Source organism: Clostridium sp. AM46-21 (genome assembly GCF_003480025.1).
In the GTDB taxonomy this organism is placed as follows: Bacteria; Bacillota; Clostridia; order Lachnospirales; family Lachnospiraceae; genus Coprococcus; species Coprococcus ammoniilyticus.
Map to the genome: position 1 here is coordinate 39,304 of NZ_QUIB01000017.1, position 19,368 is coordinate 58,671.

A 19,368-nucleotide genomic window follows, 5' to 3' on the forward strand; every position below is an offset into this window, starting at 1 on the left:
GATGTAAGAGATATGTTGAGGCAGATGAATGTAAAAGATAATTATAACGATGCTCAGACAACTCAGAAGAACAGAAGGTACATGCATGGTATGATGTACCTTCTGTTGTTTCTGTTTTGTCTGGGCTTTTATATTGTAAATATGATAATAAACGGACAGTATCCATTTGGAAGCCACAGCTTTCTGTATCAGGATGCATATGATCAGTATACAGGAATGCTGCAGACCTTTCTGGAATGGCTGCATTCCGGAGATAAAAGTACCTTTTTGTGGGATCATGGTCTGGGAATGGACATGCTTTTAAATATGTTTTATTACTGTATGAGCCCGTTTAATATCATAGCAGTAATATGCGGATCCGGACATGTGGAGCTGGCAATGGTTATTATGATCGTTGTCAAAGCTTCTCTGCTTGCTCCTTCGGGACTGTATTTTTTCAGACGTACAGAGTTGAAACGGTATGCAGATGAAGAAACTGGTCGTGGCTGGCAGACAGCAGTTGAAATTGTTTTGTCTCTGTCGTATGCACTGTGCGGATTTGTGCTGGTATATGAGCACAATGTAATCTGGCTGGATGGTCTGATCCTTGTACCGTTTCTTGCGATCGCAGTAGAACGGATGGCTGCCGGTAAGGGAAAGATTGCTTATACAGTGCTGCTTGCGGTTGGATTTATCGTGAATTTTTATTTTGCCTTTTATCTGTGCCTGTTTATCGTGCTGTATTTCCTGTTACAGGACTGGAAAACTCTTCGTGAATTTGGCAGGGGGATTCTCCGGTTTCTGATCTGGTCCGTTATCGCAGGGATGATCGCAGGTGTGGTACTGGTTCCTGCTTTTTATGCAGTGTTGCATTTGTCCGGGGCAGGAAGTATGGATGATAAGCTGCCGTGGTATCAGCTTGGTAATATCGGTAATTTTATCAATTCATTTTACCCGTTGAATAAGGTGACGACAGGCAATCTGTTTAATCATAATAATTATTGTGGCACACTGATTATATTGCTTGTGATCCTGTTGTTCTTTATGAAGAAGATAGAATGGACCTGGAAGCTCCGGTATCTGACAGTTCTGATATTTCTTGCATTTGCAATGAATCAGGCAGGACTGAATTATGTGCTTCATGGATTCGCAGTCACACACGGTATGGGAAATCGTTTTGCATTTATCTGGACATTTTTGCTGCTTGGGGCAGCCTATGTATGTCTGTTGAATATAAAGAAGATCCGGATGTGGCAGGCAGGAGCAGCATTTGGAAGCTGCCTTGTATTGTTTCTGCTGGAGCTGTTCTTCAATCGCGATGAAACAAATCCAAATTCCTATGTAGCGGTACTCATATTTATCGTTGCTTATTTTGGTTTGTTTGTCTTTGTACTCCGGAAAAGCATCAAATGGAAGACCTTTTATATATGGGTGGTCAGCCTTTGGATCATAGAGCTGGTGTTAAATGGCAGCTATGTACTGAGTGCAAAGGGAAATAACAGAAGTCTTACAGATGATATAAAACAGACATCCAGGGAAACAGCATATGCAGAATGTGATCTGGAAGCCGGAGAACGTAAGACGGCATTGTATTCCTATGATAATCTGCAGTTATCAAATACAAACTGCTATTCCTCCATGGCAAATGGTTCTGCATTGATTCCTTTGCTAGTCTTGGATTATCACATTATCAGAATATAGAGTATACCTACAGAAGAACGACTCCGGTTACAGCACTGATGTATAATGTCCGGTATATTATGACAAATGAATTAGGAGCAGCAGGTGGATATCATATGGTGGCAGCACCGGATGGAACATATGGATATCTGTATGAGGCGGATGCTCTTGCAGGGATGGGCTTCCTTCTGGATGAGGACATTCTGAACTGGAGTGGAGAGAAGAGTGCAGCCGAAAATCAGAATGAACTGGTAATGCTTGGAATGGATCAGCCGGAACTGGAAGATCTGTTTGAGAAGAAGACTCTTACAGATGATATGATCTCATTTACCGGTCTGGATGCAGCAAAGCAGGGCGATGGTGTCTATGCTTATACAGCTCAGGCGGATATTGCAACCTCCATGATAGTTTCCTATAAAGCAGAACAGGCAGAGGATCTGTATGTAGAGTGTTCGGACACAAGACTGCAGGGTGTTGATGTTTATGTGAATGATCAGCAGGTTGTGAGTTCGGTTTATCCGGAATCAGCAGGCATGATACATATTGGAAATGTAAATGCCGGAGATGAGGTTAAGCTGCGGTTTGCTACGGCTGCTGTTAGGAATGAGTCGGGCATAAAGACAGTTGCCTTGTATGCGATAAATGAGGAAACGGTTCAGGCATTTAAAGAGTATGTGTTAAAGAATACAATGGAATTTGATGGGTATGATGGCAATTGCTTAAATGGGCATATAACAGCGGACAAGGCTGGAATCCTGTATTTGGCGGTTCCGTACAATGAAGGCTTTACGGCTGCTGTAGATGGGAAAAAGGTAGCTCCTGTAAAGATTGGAACCGGCTTGATGGGCGTTCCGGTAGAAGTAGGGGAACATGTGATTACGCTGACCTATCATACACCATATCTGATGGCGGGCATATGTCTGTCTGTGATTGGAATATTAATATTGGCAGGATATTTGATTATCCGTCGAAAAAAATCATCCGATAAATAATGGACATAAATTATTTGCTTATAAAATGCAGATTTTGAAAACAGATCATAATAAATTCTTATAATAAAAACAGGCAACCTGAGTGCGGTCGCGCAGGTCAAGCTTCATAAGGATGTTACTGAGATAATTGCGGACGGTTCCTTCCGAGAGGAAGAGCTGCTCTGCAATTTCTTTGTTATTCAGACCATCAGCAATCAGCCGGATCAGTTCAAATTCTTTTTCTGTCAGATTGTAGGACGGATAATCAAAACGATCTTCAGTCTGTAATAGTGTAGGGATCTTGTTCATGATCTCATTTCCAAAGACGGTTTGTCCGTTGTGTACAGCAGTGATCGCAGATGCAACTGTCTCGAAATCCTGTTTTAAGATGTATCCCTTTGCGCCGGTCCGGATGGCTTTGATGATATAGTCATCATCGGCGAAGGTAGTAAGTAACAGAATCTTTGCGTCAGGGTGTCCGGTGATGATCTCTTTCGATGCGGTTAGACCATCCATGCTCTCCATACGGATATCCATTAACAGAACATCGGGAATGTATGTATCGTACAGGGAGATGGCGTCGTGACCATTTGCGCCGGTCGCAAGTACGGTAATATCTGAGTAAGATTCTAATATGATCTTTAAAGATGCACTGACAAATGCATCATCATCAACAATTATAATATTCATGCAGTTCAATCTCCTTTTCGTGTGCGTTTTGGAATACTGACAAACAGGCGGAAGCCGGAATCGGTTGTGATCTGTAAAGTACCGGATAAGGATTGGACTCGCTCCCGGATGTTAGTAAGTCCGATGCCTGAGGAGTCTGTATGGTGAATGTCTGTTCCGTTATCATGGATCATCAACTGATAGAGACCCGGATGTTCCCGGATCAGAATCGAGAGCTGATCGCCGTTGCTGTGCTTTACGGCATTAGTGATCGCTTCTTTGGCAATGCTGATAAGGCAGTATTTGATATCCTTTGGAACAATGTTGCTCATATCATATTCAAATGAAGTATGAAAGCCTGTTATATCATTCAACATATCCTGAATGGCACCTTTTGTATCGATAGATTCATCGTGGAGGTCGTGGACACTTGACCGTATGTTGTTCATGGCAGTATCCAGCGTTGCACGGAGATCGGAAAGTGGATTGGTAAGAACCGGTTCTTTGTTGATCGTCTGGATCGCACCTACCTGAAGAATGGATCTTGTGAGCATGTGACCGACATTATCATGGATCTCTCTGGCGATACGGTTTCGCTCTTTTAGGGTTGCGGTATAGATCCTGTTATCCTGTTCCTTCTGGATCATGTGAATCCGTTCCCTTGCCAGAAGCTCGTTTGTCTCCGATGTATCCGTAAGGTGTTTCATTTGTTGATGAAGGGTGGCAAGCTCTGTGGTCAGATATCCGTACAAGATGCTGCACAGACAGAGAACACATATTAAAAGAAGTGTTTCCGCAGAAAATTTTGTGACTGCAAAAATGATGGAAAGAATCCCGAGGGAAGCAGTATAACAGACCGGCCGTCTGCTCAGATAGAAGCAGAAAAGCGGAAGAAATACAACAAGTTCAGGAATCATACAGCACAGAATAAATATGCCTGCATGGATCAGAGTCAGAGATGCAGGTGAGAGTCTGTCAGCAATCAGCATCGTGCCAAAGGCTAGAATGATCGTAAGCAGGATATATATTACGCTGTGTGTGGATATCGAAAAAGTGTGAATACACATAATACAGCATATTGCAAATATAAGCAGTCGTGTCAGAATTTGCTTCATAACTTCCCCTTGTATATGGACCGGTCACGCGAGGGTCAGGTAATTGCGTGAACCGGATCGGATTCATAAGTGACGATATTAGTATACCTGTTGAAAAATACAGCGTCAATTGACTACAGTTGAAAAACCCCGGATTTTAAAAGAATGTGACAAATGTCATATTACAGATGTGAGGATTGGCACTGAACAGAATTATCCCGGTATGATAGAATGACAGCATAACATGGAACATATGCGATGGTTTCAGATGCGATGCCGGAAGAAACAATAGCATACGAATAGAAAATGAATGAGGAGACAGTTATGGAATGTGCGATTGAAGTAAAAGATCTGGTGAAACGATATAAAGATTTTGTAGCATTATCACACTTTGATCTGGAGGTGAAAGAGGGCGAGATCTTCGGTCTGCTTGGACCGAATGGATCGGGCAAGACGACAACGATCAACTGTATCTTGTCACTGCTTACATACGATCAGGGCGATGTCCGCGTATTTGGTAAGAAGATGACATCGACAAGCTACGATCTGAAACGGGAGATCGGTGTTGTGATGCAGAATGTGGCTGTGTTTGATGAAATGACGGTATATGAGAATATCGATTATTTCTGTGGGTTGTATATCAGGGATAAAGAGACAAGAAAACAGTATGTAGAGGATGCTATCGCATTTGTCGAGCTTCAGGACTATAAAAAGTTCCTGCCGAAAAAGCTGTCAGGAGGACTTCTCAGACGATTAAATATTGCGTGTGGAATCGCACACAAACCGAAGCTGATCTTTTTTGATGAACCGACGGTGGCGGTAGACCCGCAGAGCCGGAACAAGATCTTAGAGGGAATTGTCGAGCTTAACAAGAAGGGCGCAACGATCATTTACACTTCTCATTACATGGAAGAGGTAGAACAGATCTGCAGCCGTATATTGATCATGGATAAAGGTCAAAAGGTCGCTCTTGGCACGAAGGAAGAATTGAAAAAAATGATAAAGAAGACGGAGAGTATCTTCATAGAAGCTCCGGCACTGACAGATGAACAACTGCTGGAGCTGAAGCAGCTTCCACATGTGTATGACAGTTCATATCAGGATGGAATGCTGAAACTGGTCTACTCCGGTGGAAATCATAATCTGATCCGGGTCATGGAATATATGAAGGAGCATGCGGTATTATTTGGAAAAGTATATACCGAACTGCCTAGTCTGAACGATGTGTTCCTTGAGATCACCGGGAAGACACTTCGGGATTAGGAGGGGTGGATATGTTTTGGCATAATTTTAAATATGCAGGTAAAATGCTGATAAAAGGAAAAGATACAGTGTTCTGGACGATACTGTTTCCGATCGCATTATTCACATTCATGTATATGGCATTTGGAAATATCATGGAAAAGGATGAAATGTTTAAAGATATCCCGGTTGCGGTTGTGAGGGATGGCGAGAACGATACGGCACTTATGATGGTACTGTCTACGCTCTCCATGGACGGCGAAGATAAACGGATCGAGATGGAGGTACTCAGTGAGAAAGAAGCACTTCAGAAGTTAAATGCTGGAGAAGTGACCGGTGTGATCTATACATCGGATGCGAGCCTGACAGTGAGGCAGAGTGACACCAAGGAGTCGATACTGGAATCAATCCTGAATCAGTATAAGCAGATGGAACAGATGTATCTGAGTCTGATGCAGAAGAATCCGGAGGCTGCATCGGAGATCATTCAGAAGGCAGTGCAGAGCGATGCGGTATATTATGAAGAGATTTCCACATCGGATGGATGCCAGAATGAGTATTATAATTATTTCTATGCAGTGCTTGCTATGAGCTGTCTGTTTTCTTCTTTTGCCGGAATCACAAGAATGCACAAGCTGCAGGCAAATGAAAGTGCGCTTGGAATGCGTCGTTGTCTGTCACCGAATCCTAAACTTGTGACTGTTCTGGCGGAGTATCTGGCATTACTGCTGGTTCAGTTTGCAGCCGAGGTTATCACTGTGATCTATATGCGGCTGTTCGGTGTACAGTTTGGTACGAAATATCCGGCTATTTTACTGGTACTCTTTATTGCATGTAATATCGGTATTGCTGGGGGGATGCTTCTTGGTTCCTGGTCGAAATGCTCGTATGGAGGAAAGATTGGAATTGCGGTAGCGGTCAGCCTTACCTTTTCTTTTATGGCAGATCTGATGGTGCCGGGAATCAAAAACAGTATTGAAGGTAAACTTCCGATCCTGAACCGAGTTAATCCGGCAGTATTGGTAACGGACTGTCTCTATGCGCTCAATGTATACGATAATTACGACCGTTATTTCAGAAATATCCTGATCTTAACCGGTATGGCTGTCTGTCTGCTTGGAGCGAGTATTCTGGTCTTAAGGAGGAATAAATATGCAAGTGTTTAAATCCTATTTTAAAATCTTAAATAAGAAAAAAAGCTCAATGTTGATGTATATTGGGATTTTTGCAGGCATTGTATTTGGATTTATATTGCCGAATTCCGGTAAAACAGAAGATGAATATAAAAGCATGAAGTGTAAATTTGCCTGGTTTGATTATGACCAGACGGCAGAAAGTGAAGAGCTGTTTTCGTATCTGGATCATGCACATAAACATGCTGAATTAAAAACAGATACAACGGAAGCGATGCAGGACAGCCTGTTTAACCGGAATACAGACTGCATCGTCCGCATTAAAAAGGGTTATGCAGATCATCTGGATAAGGAAAATCTGTCCGATTATATCGAGATCGTTGCAATTCCGAACCGGAGCAAGGTGGAACTGTTTGAATCGGATGTGAATAAATATATCTCTTATCTGAATGCATATTTTGTAGCCGGATATGACCGGGCGGAGGCAGCAGCTCAGGTAAATGAATTATTTCAGACCAGGACAAACGTAACAATGACAACCGAAGACCATGGCGGAAAACATAGTACGAGATATACATTTTTCAGTTATCTGGGATGGATATTTGTGGTCATGATGATCGAGGTGTAAGTCCGGTATTGATCGTATATGACAAAAAAGAATTAAGAGAACGGATCGCAAGCTCGGCATATAAATATTCCAATATGACAAAAGAGATCCTTTTCGGAACGATCGTAACAGGATTTCTTGGATGTGCTGTATTTGCGGTTGGGGGATGCTTTGTATTCAGAAAAGAAATGTTTACGGCAGCAGGACTTGGGAATCTGCTCAATATGGTCTGCTACATGTTTGTAGCCATGGCACTTGCCTTTCTTGCAAGTAAGATTGCCCGAAACGAGGAAGGTTTCAGTATGATCGGCAATATAGTATCCCTTGGTATGGCGTTCCTGTCCGGCATCTTTGTTCCGGTGGAATTCCTTGGAGCAGGAGTCATTAAGCTGGCACATTTTCTTCCGGCTTACTGGTATGTCAAAGTCGTTGATCTTCTGGACTATGAGGCAAAGATACCATCGGAAGCATTCGTATATATGGGGATCGAGGTACTCTTTGCAGTCGCCATCATCACGATCGCAATCGTGATCGACCGTACCAGAAACCACCGTCTGGTGGCGTGAAAATATCTAAAAAAATGGAAGCGGTATTCCTGTTGTGAAGGAAACATATCTGGAAATCGATATATAAAACAAAATGGGAAATAGCATTACTATTATGAAGCAAGCCTTTTTTAACGCCGGTTCTTAGCGAGTCGCCATGGGCGAGGGGCTTAGTACCGTTGCGTTAAAATAGAGTGCGAACGACTTGCGGAATAATATGTAATGTATTTCCCATTTTATTTCAAAGATTTACGGAAGAAATTTCCTTTATAACAGGAATGCCGCTTCCAGTTCAACTATTATTTGTCGTTGTTCTTGTTCTTCTCGTTCATCATTGCGCGGACTTTCATGGACAGGCCGAACAGGTTGATGAATCCGGTTGCATCCTTATGGTCATACAGCTCACCGGTAGTGAAGCTTGCAAGACTCTCAGAATACAGAGAATATGGAGAAGTTGTTCCGGCTTTGATGATATTTCCCTTGTACAGTCTCATCTTAACCTGACCGGTAACTGTCTCCTGTGTCTTTTCAACAAATGCCTGAAGTGATTCACGAAGAGGGCAGAACCACTTTCCTTCGTATACAAGATCGGCAAACTTGGTTGCTACGAGCTTCTTGTATGCAAGTGTTTCACGATCCAGAGTCAGCTCCTCTAACTGCTTGTGAGCTTCCATCAGAATTGTTCCGCCGGGAGTCTCATAAACACCACGGGACTTCATGCCGACAACACGGTTCTCAACGATATCGATAATACCGATACCATGCTTTCCGCCTAAACGATTTAATTCACGAATGATATCAGAAACTTTCATCTTTGTACCGTTAATAGCAGTTGGGATACCCTTTTCAAAATCAAGTGTCAGATATTCATCCTCATCCGGTGCCTTTTCAGGGGTAACACCGAGAACCAGAAGATCATCGTAGTTTGGTTCGTTTGCAGGATTCTCCAGTTCCAGACCTTCATGGCTGATGTGCCAGATATTACGGTCACGGCTGTAAGAATGAGCAGCATCAAATGGAAGATTAATACCATGTGCCTGACAGTATGCGATCTCCGCATCCCGGGAATCCAGCTTCCATTCCGGCTGTCTCCATACAGCGATAACCTTGATGTCAGGAGCAAGAGCCTTAATTGAAAGCTCAAATCTTAACTGATCATTTCCTTTTCCTGTTGCACCATGACAGATCGCAACAGCACCTTCCTTACGTGCAACCTCAACTAATTTCTTAGCGATCAGAGGTCTTGCAAAAGAAGTACCAAGTAAATATTTATTCTCATATACAGCATCTGCCTGAACGGTTGGCATGATGTATTCATCACACAATTCATCAACAACATCCAGAATGTATAACTTGGAAGCTCCTGAATATTTTGCTCTTTCGTCCAGCCCTTCCAGTTCACTTTCCTGTCCTACATCGATGCAGGCGCAGATAACATCGTAATCATAAGTTTCTTTTAACCAAGGGATGATAGCTGTTGTATCAAGACCACCTGAGTATGCAAGAACAACTTTGTCTTTTGCCATTTCTAAATCCTCCTTAAATTCATAAAGTTTTACCTGCAAATAAATATATAACGGTAATGAATATTATGCAAGTATTTTTGGAAAATGCTGGTCTGAAAATCGGACTTTGAAAGGAATATTGGTTGTAAATTACACTTTTTTATTGTATCATGTAAATAATAATGTCGTAAAATAAGTTGCAGAGAGGATGTCTTTATTTATATGGATAAGAAGACTACACAATTCGATCAACGTCTATCCGAATATCGGGACAGACTGTTACAACGGAATAAGGAAATGACGACTGACGATGATGACCGGATCGATGCGATCATCAATGGAAGTGCAGATACAGAGGAAATGGAGGCTCCTGCGGGTATGAATGAGATACAGGAGCAGTCGGAGGCATCGGAGAAGGAAGATACACAGAGAGCGCCGGAACCGGTGTCGGAATCGTATAAAGAGTATGCGGACAAGCTGGAATCTGTATTACAGGAAGTCGGCGTATCAAAGAAACCGGAGAAAAAGGAAGAAAATAAAAAAGAAGAGAAGAAAATCGAAAAGAAAGCTGAAAAGAAAAATGATATTGAAGCTGCGGCAGAACGGGAACGGAAACGGCTGGCAAGAAAGAATGCAGGACTTGACCAAGAAGAGACTTTGGAACTGACAGAAGAGCCGGAACCGGAAGAACCTGATTATGATGATGACTCTTCGGATGATTTTATGGAAGAAGATGGCGGACGCACATCAGCAGCCAAGGAGAATCTTCAGAATATATTGTTTGGCGCCGGCCGGGCATTTCAGAATCTGAAAAAGGAACAGGAAGAGAAAGAGGATAAGGACAGGGAACGGAAACAATCTGGAACTGTATCTGTTGTTAATCGTTGGCTGATCGTTGGAGTTGTCCTTTTGATTGTCTTTATCGTGCTGACGATAAGTTATATTGGAGCAAACAAATCATACAAATATAACCAGATGGATATCCGTCCGATTGCGGAATCAGACCTGACAGTGAATGATGGCGTGGAAGATGCGACGAAAGGATATACAACGATCGTATTGTATGGTGTGGATTCCAGAGACGCCAATCTGAATACAGGAACCAACAGTGATACGATCCTTCTTGTCAGTATCAATAATGACACAAAGGAAGTAAAGCTGGTATCCGTGTACAGAGATACATTGTTTGAGATCCAGGGTGAGACACCGGTTACACAGAAGGTAAATTACGCATATCAGTTGGGCGGAGCATTAATGTCCATTAACACACTGAACACGAATCTGGATCTGAAGATCACAGATTATATAACGGTAGATTTTAATGCGATGTCAAGCATCATCAATGCACTTGGTGGTGTGGAGATAACGATTGAAGAGGAAGAAGTCAACAGCCTGAATAAGAATCTGGCAGAACAGATCGCAATATCAGGAGAATACTCCAATGGTGTTCATTCTGCGGGGAAACAGCTCCTGAATGGTCAGCAGGCAGTAGCCTATACCAGGATCCGGAGCAATGCAAAGGGTGATATTACCAGAACCGAACGACAGAGAATCGTTCTGTTAGGTCTGATCAGCAAGCTGGGAAATGCAGGAACCGATACGATCCGCAATCTGCTGGATGTATCCTTTAGCTGTATCTCTACCAGCCTTACAAAGACAGAGGCGGAGAAGCTTGCGAAGAATGTTGCTTCTTACAAGATCACAGGCAATACGGGCTTTCCATTTGCCTACAGCTTCGCATCCCTTGAGGATAAGGGCAGTGTGATCGTGCCTGCAGATATGGCGGCAAATGTAACAGCACTTCATGCATGGCTGTATGGAGACAGCGGATATTCGGTATCGACAACGGCGGCTGCGATCAGTAAAACGATTGCTGATGAAACCGGTGTGGCATCAGCAGGCAGCATTGATATCGAGCAGGCGGTCAGTGAAGTTACGACTGAGTCGACGGAGTCTGCTTCAGAAGCTGGAAACGGTACAGAAGAAGATGATTCATCGGATGTGAAGACGATCACAACACCTCCGGAGGGTATGATAGAAAATGAATAGTCGGCAGATGCCGGGTAAATAGATTCAGACAGAGAACCTGAGAACTGTATCCGATGCGGTTTTCAGGTTCTTTTTCACAAGAACAAAGAAAGGCAGGTGTCATGCATATGAGAAAACGATGGTGGATATCCGGTATCCTGACCGTTGTTCTGACAGCAGGATTTGGAGCCGGGAATGCCGGAAATGGTAATCAACAACTGAATAGGGTAGAGCAGGATGCAATCACCCATGTATGTGCGGCAGAGCTTCCGGATGAAGAAACAGAGATCGTTCCGTTTCGTGGAAGAGAAAGCTATATCCTGTCAGAGTGGGAGTTGGAAACAGAAGGTAAGCTGGAACAGGCAGCTATGGTAAAACAGTACATATCTACGATGACACTGCGGGAGAAGGTGTGCCAGATGATCATTGCCGATCCGGAGAATCTGGTCACAACACATGATGTCACAAAAGTGGATGCGGAAATGAAGCAGGCACTTGCAGACTATCCGGTAGGCGGGATCATGCTGAAGTCCAGAAATATCGAAAACAAAAAGCAATTAAAGAAACTGCTTAAAAATTTGCAGAAGCAATCGGAGATCGCATTATTCCTTGCGGTTGATGAAGAAGGCGGAAATGTCAGCCGGGTACTGTCGAACCTCGGAAACCGGGAAGGCGGGACGATCGATCCGATGTATGAATATAAGGATGATGGTACGGATACGGCATTTGAAAATGCGAGGGAGCTTGGTAGCAATCTGGCATATTATGGGTTTAATCTGGATTTCGCACCGGTGGCTGATGTGTGGTCGAATCCTAAGAATACCGTGATCGGAAAACGGGCATACAGTGATGATTATGAACAGGCGGCGGAGCTGATTCCGTATGCAGTGGAGGGCTTTCATGCCGGTGGCGTGATGTGCACCTTGAAGCATTTTCCGGGACACGGGGATACCGTTGAGGATTCCCATTATGGAACGGCATATGTAAGGGGAACGCTGCAAGAACTGGAAACGCAGGAGTTTGTTCCGTTTCGGGCAGGAATCCGGGCAGGGGCCGATTGTGTTATGATCGGGCATCTGGTAGTGCCTGACATATCAGATCAGCCGGCGGATCTCTCGGAAACACTGGTTACAGACTGCCTGCGAAACGAGCTGGCCTTTCATGGACTAATCATCACAGACTCCTTTCAGATGGAAGCGATCACGGATCATTATGAACCGGGAGAAGCAGCAGTGCTGGCAATCCGGGCAGGGGTGGATCTGATCCTTGAACCGGAAGAACTTGGGGAAACGGTTGAAGGGATTCTGACTGCGTTAGACAAGGGAGAACTGACAGAGAAGCGGATCGATGAAAGCGTGGAACGGATACTGATGGCAAAACAGGTAAATGGAATCCAGATAGATCATAAAATTGAGAAACAATAGTAACACAATTCAAAAACATGATATAAAATGATGAAAATATCAGAAAAAATTATGAGTAAAAATGCAATTCATGGGGATAAAACCACTTGAGTTGCATTTTTTAATATATAAATACGATAAATTGTAAATACAAAATGCTTTACAAAATTAAGTTTACAAACTATCTGACAATTTGACGAAAAAAGTTGTTTACAAACGGGAAAAAAGATAGTATGATTACAAATCATAAAAACACAGAGCTGTATTTGAGAAATACTATCAGATGATCGGGCAGTAGGATCTCAACAGGCACTGGCAATAAGTTGGAAAGGAAAACGAGCATGGAAGATAACAGAAATGTAGAAAATCCAGGGTTATACCGTGAAGAATATGAACATGATAACTGCGGTATCGGTGCTGTTGTGAATATCAAGGGCATTAAGACACATGAGACCGTAAATAATGCGTTAAAGATTGTTGAAAATCTGGAACACAGAGCAGGAAAAGATGCAGAAGGAAAAACCGGTGACGGTGTAGGTATCCTTCTTCAGATCTCACACAAGTTTTTCAGAAAAGCCGTTGCAGAACTCGGATATGATCTGGGGAAGGAACGGGATTATGGTGTTGGTATGTTTTTCTTTCCACAGGATGAACTGTCAAGAAAACAGGCAATGAAGATGTTCGAGGTTATTGTCGAGAAAGAAGGACTGGAGTTCTTATGCTGGAGAATGGTTCCGACGACTCCGGGTATCCTCGGTAAGAAAGCTATTGATGTTATGCCATGTATCATGCAGGCGTTTATCAAGAGACCGGCAACCGTAAAAGCAGGACTTGATTTTGACCGGAAACTGTATTTTGTTAGAAGAATATTTGAAGAAAGTAACGATGATACCTATGTGCCATCACTTTCCAGCAAGACGATCGTATATAAAGGTATGTTCTTAGTTGGAGAGCTTCGTAAGTTCTATAACGACCTTCAGGATCCGGATTATGAATCAGCAATCGGACTTGTACATTCAAGATTCTCAACGAATACAACGCCTAGCTGGCTTCGTGCACATCCATACCGTTATCTTTGCCACAATGGTGAGATCAATACGATCCGTGGAAATGAAGATAAGATGATCGCCAGAGAAGAGACAATGGAATCCACGATCATGCAGGATGAGATGTACAAGGTTATGCCTGTACTTGATCCAAATGGTTCCGATTCCGCCAGACTGGATAACTGTCTGGAGTTCCTGGTATTAAATGGCATTCCGCTTCCACTTGCCGTTATGATCACGATTCCGGAGCCTTGGGAGAATGACCGATTTATGAGTCAGGAGAAAAAGGACTTCTATCAGTATTATGCAACTATGATGGAACCTTGGGACGGACCTGCATCGATCCTGTTCACAGACGGAGATATCATGGGTGCAGTGCTCGACCGTAACGGACTCAGACCTTCCAGATATTATATAACAGATGATGATTACCTGATCCTTTCCTCAGAGGTTGGTGTATTAGAGGTCGATCCGTCAAAGATCGTAAAGAAGGATCGTTTAAGACCGGGACGTATGCTTTTAGTTGATACGGTAAACGGCCGTCTGATCTCTGATGATGAGATCAAAGAAAAATATGCAAAAGCAAAACCATATGGTGAATGGCTCGACAGTAATCTGGTCAAGTTAAATGACCTGAAGATCCCGAACATCCGTGTAGAGGAATATACCGATGAAGAACGGGCAAAGCTTCAGAAAGCATTTGGTTATACATTTGAGGACTTTAAGAATACGATCTATCCAATGGCTGAAAAAGGTGCAGAAGCGATCAGTGCAATGGGAACGGATACTCCGCTTGCTGTACTTTCAAACAGTGACAAGCCATTGTTTAACTATTTCAAACAGTTATTTGCTCAGGTAACGAATCCTCCGATTGATGCGATCCGTGAGGAGATCGTTACATCAACTTCCGTATATCTTGGAAAGGATGGCAACATTCTGGAAGAGAAGCCGGAAAACTGTCATGTATTAAAGATCCATAATCCAATCCTTACAAATACTGATATTTTAAAGATCAAGAACATGAAGGTAGAAGGATTGAAGGTCGGCGTTCTTCCAATCCTTTACTATAAGAATACATCACTGGAAAAAGCGTTAGACCGGTTGTTCGTAGAAGCAGACAAGCTGTACCGTGATGGTGTAAATATCCTGATCCTGTCAGACCGTGGTGTCGATGAAACACATGTTGCGATTCCTTCCTTATTAGCAGTTTCGGCTATGCAGAAGCATCTGGTAAGGACCAAGAAGAGAACTTCGGTTGCAATCATTCTGGAGAGTGCCGATCCTAGAAATGTGCATCATTTTGCAACCCTGCTTGGTTACGGTGCCTGTGCTGTCAACCCATATCTGGCAATTGAGACGATCAAACAGATGGTAGACAGTCATCTGTTAAATAAGGATTTCAATGCGGCTGTTGATGATTACAATGCAGCGATCATGCATGGCATCGTAAAGATCGCATCCAAGATGGGCGTATCAACGATCCAGTCTTACATGGGATCCCAGATCTTTGAATGTATCGGACTTTCCAAAGAGGTCGTTGATAAATATTTCACAAATACAGTAAGCTGCGTAGGCGGTTCCGGTATCAAGGAGATCGAGAAGACCGTGGATGCCCTTCATTCATCTGCATTTGATCCGCTTGGCCTGGATACTAATCTTGCACTGACAAGCATCGGTGCACATAAGTTCAGAAGCGGTAAGGAAGAGCATCTGTATAATCCACAGACGATCTACCTGCTGCAGCAGGCGACCAGAAGAGGAGATTACAGCCTGTTCAAGCAATATACCGCATGTCTGGAAGATGAGACAAAACCATTCCATTTGAGAGGACTGATGGAATTCAAATATGCTGAGAATCCAATTCCGCTGGAAGAGGTAGAACCGGTAGAATCCATTGTAAAACGTTTCAAGACCGGAGCAATGAGTTATGGTTCCATTTCACAGGAAGCACATGAATGTATGGCGATCGCAATGAATACGATCGGTGGTAAATCCAATTCCGGTGAAGGTGGAGAGTCGATCGACCGATTAACAATAGGAAAAGACGGTAAGAACCGTTGCTCCGCGATCAAGCAGGTAGCATCTGGACGATTCGGTGTTACATCCAGATATCTGGTCAGCGCAAAAGAGATCCAGATCAAGATGGCACAGGGCGCAAAGCCGGGTGAAGGTGGACATCTTCCTGGTGGAAAGGTATATCCATGGATCGCAAAGACTCGGTTATCTACTCCGGGTGTCAGCCTGATCTCACCACCACCACATCATGATATTTATTCGATCGAGGATCTGGCACAGTTGATCTACGATTGCAAGAATGCAAACCGTGATGCAAGAATCTCTGTAAAACTGGTATCAGAAGCCGGTGTTGGTACAGTTGCAGCCGGTGTTGCAAAGGCAGGAGCACAGGTTATCCTCATCTCCGGTTACGATGGTGGTACCGGTGCAGCACCAAATAACTCCATTCATTATGCAGGACTTCCTTGGGAGCTTGGTCTGGCAGAGACACACCAGACATTGATCAAGAATGATCTTCGTAACAAGGTTATCCTTGAAACCGATGGTAAGCTGATGACCGGACGTGATGTTGCAATCGCAGCCATGCTTGGTGCAGAGGAATTCGGATTTGCAACAGCTCCGCTGGTAACCATGGGCTGTGTAATGATGCGGGTATGTAATCTGGATACCTGTCCGGTTGGTATCGCTACACAGAATCCGGAGCTTCGTAAGAGATTCAAAGGCAAACCGGAATATGTCATCAACTTTATGAAATTTATTGCAGAGGAGCTTCGTGAATATATGTCGAAGCTTGGTGTCAGAACGGTGGATGAACTGGTAGGACGTTCCGATTTGTTATATGCAGGAAAGGGAGCAGAGGACAGAAATGTTGATCTGTCACTGATCATCAATAATCCATATATTGACGCACCTCAGAATAAGATCAAATATAACGAGAAGCATCCATATGACTTCCAGCTTGAAAAGACGATCGATATGCGTGTTCTGTTAAAGAAACTTGGACCTGCTCTTGAAAAGGGACAGAAGAAGAGTATCGAGATCGATGTTGTGAATACCGATCGTTCCGTTGGTACGATCTTCGGATCAGAGATCACAAAGCGCTATGGAGATACCTTGGAGGATGATTCTTACCTTGTAAAATGTAATGGTGCAGGTGGACAGAGCTTTGGTGCATTTGTACCAAAGGGACTTACCTTAGAGCTTGTCGGAGACAGCAATGACTACTTCGGAAAAGGACTTTCCGGTGGTAAGCTGATCGTATATCCGCCACGTTCCGCAAAATTTGTCCATGAAGACAATATTATTATCGGTAATGTAGCACTTTACGGAGCAACCAGTGGCAAGGCATATATCAACGGCGTTGCCGGTGAGCGATTTGCAGTTCGTAACTCCGGAGCAACCGCAGTTGTTGAAGGTGTCGGCGATCATGGTTGTGAATATATGACAGGTGGTAAGGTGGTAGTCCTTGGACGCACCGGAAAGAACTTTGCAGCCGGCATGAGTGGTGGTATCGCATATGTTCTTGATATGGAGAATGACCTGTATAAGCGTCTGAATAAGGAAATGATCCATGTGGAAGCAGTATCCGACAAATATGAGATCGGTGAACTGAAGCAGATGATCATGGATCATGTAAATTATACAAATTCAGAGATTGGAAAACGAATCCTGGATAAGTTTAATGAGTATCTTCCAAAATTCAAGAAGATCATCCAAAGGATTATGAGAAGATGATGAACACCATTGTTGCGATGGAAGAAAAGGGTTTGACCAGTGAACAGGCAACGATCGAAGCATTCTACAAGATTAAAAATGGAGGTAAATAGATATGGGAAAGCCAACGGGATTTTTAGAATATGAAAGAGAAACCAGTATAGAGATCGCTCCGGAAGAAAGAATTAAGAATTTCAATGAATTCCATATACCATTAAGTCTTGAAGAACAGAAGATCCAGGCTGCCAGATGTATGGACTGTGGTGTTCCATTCTGTCAGGCAGGTATGATGATCGGCAGTATGGCATCCGGTTGTCCGTTAAATAATCTGATCCCTGAATGGAACGATATGATCTATAATGACAACTGGGAACATGCTTATGCCAGACTGAGCAAGACCAATAATTTTCCTGAATTTACCAGCCGTGTATGTCCGGCTCTCTGTGAGAAGGCGTGTACCTGTAATATTAACGGTGATCCGGTATCCGTAAGAGAAAATGAACGTGCGATCATTGAATATGCCTATGCAAATGGTCTGGTAAATGATCAGCCTCCAAAAGGAAAAACTGACAAAAAAGTTGCCGTGATCGGTTCCGGTCCATCCGGACTTGCTGTAGCGGATATGTTAAACAGCCGTGGACATGACGTCACTGTATATGAGAGAAGTGACAGACCGGGCGGACTTCTGATGTATGGTATTCCAAATATGAAACTGGAAAAAGAAGTCATCGACCGTAAGATCGCATATATGGAAAAGCGAGGCATCCGTTTTATATTAAATACAGAAGTGGCAACCGGAAAGTCCACAGCAAAGTCACCGTATCCAAAGGATGACCAGATCACAGGATATCTGAAGAATCCAAATCAGAAGTATGTAAAGGCAGAAGATCTGTTAAAGGAATATGATGCAGTTGTACTTGCCTGCGGCGCATCCAACCCAAGAGATATCAAGGCAGCAGGCAGAGATGCGAAGGGAATCTATTTTGCAGTTGATTTCTTAAAGACAACGACAAAGAGTCTTGTAAATTCAAAGTTTGCAGATAAGCAGTTCGTGAACTGCAAGGGTAAAAATGTTCTGGTTATCGGCGGCGGTGATACCGGTAATGACTGTGTGGGAACTGCCGTCAGAGAAGGAGCAAAGAGTGTTACCCAGCTTGAGATGATGCCGAAGCTTCCGGATCAGAGAGCAGAGAATAACCCATGGCCGGAGTGGCCGAGAGTCTGCAAGACCGATTATGGTCAGCAGGAAGCAATTGCAGTATACGGACACGATCCTCGTATCTATGAGACGACCGTTAAGGAGTTCTTAAAGGATAAGGATGGTAATGTGAAGGGGGCCAAGTGCGTAAAACTTGACTGGCAGAAGGATCCAAAGAGCGGCCGTATGAATATGACAGAGGTACCGGACAGTGGGTATGTGATCGACTGTGAAGTCGTTCTGATCGCAGCCGGATTTCTTGGCAGCCAGAAGTATGTAGCAGACAGCTTTGGCGTAGAATTAAATGAACGTACGAATGTGAAGACTGCATGTCCGAAGTCCTATGCAACAAATGTGCCAAAGGTATTTGTTGCAGGTGATATGCACAGAGGCCAGTCGCTGGTCGTATGGGCGATCCATGAAGGTAGAGAAGCTGCTGTTGCAGTAGATTCGATGTTGGTTGGATATACAAACCTGAACAGCTAAATATATTTATAGAAGAAACTGTTATGCAGATGTCCGGAGTAAGGATGTCTGCA

12 protein-coding genes and 1 pseudogene are annotated in these 19,368 nt (G+C 43.5%); 10 read left to right on the top strand and 3 right to left on the bottom strand.

The genetic code is table 11. The features are described from left to right. The first annotated feature begins 12 nt into the window (after positions 1-12). Together DW959_RS14900 and DW959_RS14905 are read left to right on the top strand one after the other, a co-directional pair. The gene (locus DW959_RS14900) at positions 13-1,680 is read left to right on the top strand and encodes a YfhO family protein (protein ID WP_182430083.1); all 1,668 of its coding nucleotides are present in this window, start codon (positions 13-15) and stop codon (positions 1,678-1,680) included. Then, complete coding sequence (locus DW959_RS14905) at positions 1,677-2,651, top strand: YfhO family protein (RefSeq protein ID WP_279221005.1); 975 nt, start codon at positions 1,677-1,679, stop codon at positions 2,649-2,651. The genes DW959_RS14900 and DW959_RS14905 overlap by 4 nt, the downstream gene beginning before the upstream one ends. A gap of 45 nt (positions 2,652-2,696) precedes the next feature. Here DW959_RS14905 and DW959_RS11685 read toward each other — a convergent pair whose 3' ends face one another. Continuing rightward, positions 2,697-3,320 (bottom strand): response regulator transcription factor, encoded by a 624-nt coding sequence (locus DW959_RS11685; RefSeq protein WP_118616219.1) that lies wholly within the window; start codon positions 3,318-3,320, stop codon positions 2,697-2,699. A gap of 5 nt (positions 3,321-3,325) precedes the next feature. Continuing rightward, positions 3,326-4,414, bottom strand: a complete 1,089-nt coding sequence (locus tag DW959_RS11690) for a histidine kinase (RefSeq protein WP_118616221.1) — start codon at positions 4,412-4,414, stop codon at positions 3,326-3,328. Positions 4,415-4,717: 303 nt separating this feature from the next. Between DW959_RS11690 and DW959_RS11695 the strand changes: the two genes are divergently transcribed. From DW959_RS11695 to DW959_RS11710, 4 genes are read left to right on the top strand one after another with little or no spacing between them, the layout of a single operon-like run. Next, on the top strand, positions 4,718-5,656 hold the full coding sequence (locus DW959_RS11695; RefSeq protein ID WP_243023392.1) for an ABC transporter ATP-binding protein: 939 nt from the start codon (positions 4,718-4,720) through the stop codon (positions 5,654-5,656). A gap of 11 nt (positions 5,657-5,667) precedes the next feature. Next, positions 5,668-6,801 carry an ABC transporter permease gene (locus tag DW959_RS11700; protein ID WP_118616225.1) on the top strand — a complete coding sequence of 378 codons (1,134 nt, stop codon included), beginning with the start codon at positions 5,668-5,670 and terminating at the stop codon, positions 6,799-6,801. Next, positions 6,788-7,396 carry a hypothetical protein gene (locus DW959_RS11705; protein ID WP_118616227.1) on the top strand — a complete coding sequence of 203 codons (609 nt, stop codon included), beginning with the start codon at positions 6,788-6,790 and terminating at the stop codon, positions 7,394-7,396. Before DW959_RS11700 ends, DW959_RS11705 begins: the two co-directional genes overlap by 14 nt. Further along, on the top strand, positions 7,363-7,941 hold the full coding sequence (locus tag DW959_RS11710) for an ABC transporter permease (protein WP_118616229.1): 579 nt from the start codon (positions 7,363-7,365) through the stop codon (positions 7,939-7,941). The genes DW959_RS11705 and DW959_RS11710 overlap by 34 nt, the downstream gene beginning before the upstream one ends. Positions 7,942-8,219: 278 nt before the next feature. Here DW959_RS11710 and DW959_RS11715 read toward each other — a convergent pair whose 3' ends face one another. Beyond that, positions 8,220-9,446, bottom strand: coding sequence for an argininosuccinate synthase (locus DW959_RS11715; protein WP_021944730.1), 1,227 nt, complete (start codon positions 9,444-9,446; stop codon positions 8,220-8,222). 201 nt (positions 9,447-9,647) lie between these two features. Here DW959_RS11715 and DW959_RS11720 point away from each other — a divergent pair, with 201 nt between their 5' ends. From DW959_RS11720 to DW959_RS11735, 4 genes and pseudogenes are all read left to right on the top strand, one after another. Further along, the gene (locus tag DW959_RS11720) at positions 9,648-11,474 is read left to right on the top strand and encodes an LCP family protein (protein WP_118616231.1); all 1,827 of its coding nucleotides are present in this window, start codon (positions 9,648-9,650) and stop codon (positions 11,472-11,474) included. Between the two features lie 107 nt (positions 11,475-11,581). Beyond that, positions 11,582-12,877, top strand: a complete 1,296-nt coding sequence (locus DW959_RS11725; RefSeq protein ID WP_182430084.1) for a glycoside hydrolase family 3 protein — start codon at positions 11,582-11,584, stop codon at positions 12,875-12,877. A gap of 320 nt (positions 12,878-13,197) precedes the next feature. Continuing rightward, positions 13,198-17,744, top strand: a pseudogene (gene gltB / locus DW959_RS11730) (glutamate synthase large subunit). Positions 17,745-17,746: 2 nt separating this feature from the next. Then, positions 17,747-19,315 (top strand): glutamate synthase subunit beta, encoded by a 1,569-nt coding sequence (locus DW959_RS11735; RefSeq protein WP_118616235.1) that lies wholly within the window; start codon positions 17,747-17,749, stop codon positions 19,313-19,315. Positions 19,316-19,368 lie beyond the last annotated feature (53 nt).